The 2,467-nt window shown below is 54.4% G+C and carries 4 protein-coding genes; 1 reads left to right on the top strand and 3 read right to left on the bottom strand.

Annotated elements, in window-relative coordinates:
- The coding region (locus V6D20_01385; GenBank protein HEY9814448.1) for a hypothetical protein at nt 1-230 on the top strand (230 nt) is incomplete at its 5' end.
- On the opposite strand, the gene lexA is transcribed toward V6D20_01385, so the two are convergent.
- The 3 genes from lexA to V6D20_01370 form a co-directional block, all read right to left on the bottom strand.
- On the bottom strand, nt 201-812 hold the full coding sequence (gene lexA, locus V6D20_01380; GenBank protein HEY9814447.1) for a transcriptional repressor LexA: 612 nt from the start codon (nt 810-812) through the stop codon (nt 201-203). The genes V6D20_01385 and lexA overlap by 30 nt on opposite strands.
- Before the next feature lie 80 nt (nt 813-892).
- Nucleotides 893-1,225, bottom strand: a complete 333-nt coding sequence (locus tag V6D20_01375; protein HEY9814446.1) for a hypothetical protein — start codon at nt 1,223-1,225, stop codon at nt 893-895.
- A gap of 93 nt (nt 1,226-1,318) precedes the next feature.
- Nucleotides 1,319-2,302 carry a glycerophosphodiester phosphodiesterase gene (locus V6D20_01370; protein ID HEY9814445.1) on the bottom strand — a complete coding sequence of 328 codons (984 nt, stop codon included), beginning with the start codon at nt 2,300-2,302 and terminating at the stop codon, nt 1,319-1,321.
- Between the last annotated feature and the right edge of the window lie 165 nt (nt 2,303-2,467).

Genomic DNA, 2,467 nt, shown 5'->3' with positions numbered 1-2,467 from the left:
ATCGGCTAATCATCCGCCTTGATGATCGATATCCAGGCTATGGTCTCGCTGCTCACAAAGGCTACGGCACCGCCAAACACCGTCAGGCCATCCAAACCCTGGGCATTTCTCCCCAACACCGTCGATCCTTCCGCCCCTGCCAACCACTCTCATCAGATACTGGCTCTACATCAGGCCATCTAGACCCCAGCAGCAAACCATTAGAGATACTGCCGCCAAACCCCAACTAAAATCCCCTGTACCTGGACAGCATCGGCGGGTACACTAATGGGCTTGTAGTTGTCGTTCGCTGCTTCTAGGGTGACGTGGTTGTCGTGGCGATAAAAATGCTTGAGGGTGTTGCCAAAGCCTTCAACCCGGGCAGCCACAATGGTGCCATCTTTGATGCGATCGGGTTCAAAAACTGGGCGCATGATCACGATATCCCCATCGGCAATCATGGCGTTGATCATACTATCGCCCGTGACCCGCAGGGCGTAGTCTTTATGCTTAAGCTGAACGCCAGAGATATCGAGGTGCTCTGCTTCTGCATCGTCGGTAACAGGTTCAATCAATCCCCCAGCGGCGATCTCACCCATGATCGGCACACCAGGATTCAGCGACTTGAGGATGCGAATCGTACGCGCTTTTCCTTCCGTCCAGTCAATGTAACCTTTGTTGCGCAGGTGCTCTAGACGACTTTGAATAGGAGCGGGCGATCGCAGTCCCATGGCTCGCATCATCTGACGAATAGACGGGGAATGCTGATTCTCGCGGATGTAGTCGATCAGCCAGTCGTATAGCTGTTGTTGGACTTCTGTCAGGGCTTCCATGACCTTCTCAGCCTCTCAAGAGAACAGGGTGGACACAACGATCCATAAGAACAACTGTACCAACAAAACACCCGTATTGTCTAGGATTTTTCCTGAGGGGGAGGGAAGAAAGGGTTAGACGCAGGCACTGAGAAAGGTGGAATCGGCGGATGGGCTAAGGTCTCGGCAGATCGGGGCGACATCGTTTCAGATCGGGGGCTAACCGGTGGTGCAGATGGCGTCACAGGCGGTGTCACAGATGGCGTCACGGATGAAGACGAGGACAGCGTTGACCGGCGCTGGATATTGGAGGCGATCGCCAACAAAATGCCCCCAGCGATGGCCAACGGCAGCGGCAGCGAGACCTCTTGCACCATTTGGTACACCTGGGTAGATAGGAAAAATAGCAGGAAACAAACCGTCCAAATTTGCATGAACTTGACGAGGTAAGGCGGGCAACAGGTCTAGGAAACTGCCCGTGATGATACTGCAAGATTCATAAAATGTCTTCTCGGGAGACTGTCTGCTCAGGCTAGCGCCTCCCGAGCAGCGATCGCTTCCTGAGGAGCATCACTAAACACCGCATCCACACCAAGCCGAAAAAACTGGTGATACTCATGGCGCGGCGTGGCGTAGGCAGGATGGAGAAACTGCGGCTCGTTGCGAAACGTGTAGGGATGCACCCAGAGGCCGCAGGCATGGGCGCGGTCTACTAAGTCTGTAGGCGGCAGCAGTTGACGAGCATCTGTGGGATGGCTGGGCACAATCCAGCGTTTATCGGGGCCAATCCCTTGGGCATACTGGGCGATCGCGGCCAATCCCTCCGAGGTCAGCAGGTCAGCATAGGGGCGATCGCTGTCTACCTGGATCTCCGTCGCTTGGCCGATAAGTTGAATCAGCGGCAGCGCCGTCAGCGATCGCAGCTCCTGTAAGTTCTGGGTCTCAAAGGACTGAATGCAGATGCGATCGTCAGGATGTCCATAGCCATACTGAGTCAGCTCTTGGAGGAGCGAGGCTTCGAGGGGCAGACCCATGGACTGAAAATAGCTGGGATGCTTGGTTTCGGGATAGATGCCGATGGTGCGACCGGTCGCTTGCTCTGCTTGGTGCACTAAGATTAGAATCTCCTCCCAGGTGGGAATCTGAAACTGATCGTTAAAGCTCTGATCTCGAAAGGGGAGTCGTTCCCGCACCCGCAGGGTTTTCAGTTCCGCCAGGGTAAAATCTTCGGTGAACCAGCCCGAGCAAGTCTGTCCATCGATCTGCTTGGTGGTGTAGCGATCGCTAAACTCAGGGCGATCGCCAACGTCGGTGGTATCAATCAGGTTATTTTCATGGCGCGCCACCAACACCCCATCGCGGGTAGACACCAGATCCGGCTCCACGTAGTCTGCCCCTAGAGCGATCGCCAGCTCATAGGCCGCTAAGGTATGTTCGGGGCGATCGCCACTCGCACCTCGGTGGGCAATCACCAGCGGCGGTGTTCCGTTTAGGGTCATCCAAGCAGCCATAGTCAACCTGACATCAACTTTAAGTCCTAAAAATCTATCCCATCGGTGCAAAACTGGGACATGATTCCGCTATGATTAAGTCTCAACGCTAGACGTTAATTTAGCGTTAAGCTCAGGACAGCGATCGCCTTCCAACTTTGTCATTTCTTAGTCACAACTTTTATT

The organism is Candidatus Obscuribacterales bacterium, from assembly GCA_036703605.1.
Classification (GTDB): Bacteria; Cyanobacteriota; Cyanobacteriia; order RECH01; family RECH01; genus RECH01.
Note: the sequence above shows the minus strand (reverse complement) of the source record. Positions and strands in the feature narration are given on the sequence as shown.

Coding starts and splice junctions, on each gene's coding strand:
- V6D20_01370 (HEY9814445.1), bottom strand. CDS start 2,302: ATGGCTGCTTGGATGACCCTAAACGGAACACCGCCGCTGGTGATTGCC.
- lexA (HEY9814447.1), bottom strand. CDS start 812: ATGGAAGCCCTGACAGAAGTCCAACAACAGCTATACGACTGGCTGATC.
- V6D20_01375 (HEY9814446.1), bottom strand. CDS start 1,225: ATGCAAATTTGGACGGTTTGTTTCCTGCTATTTTTCCTATCTACCCAG.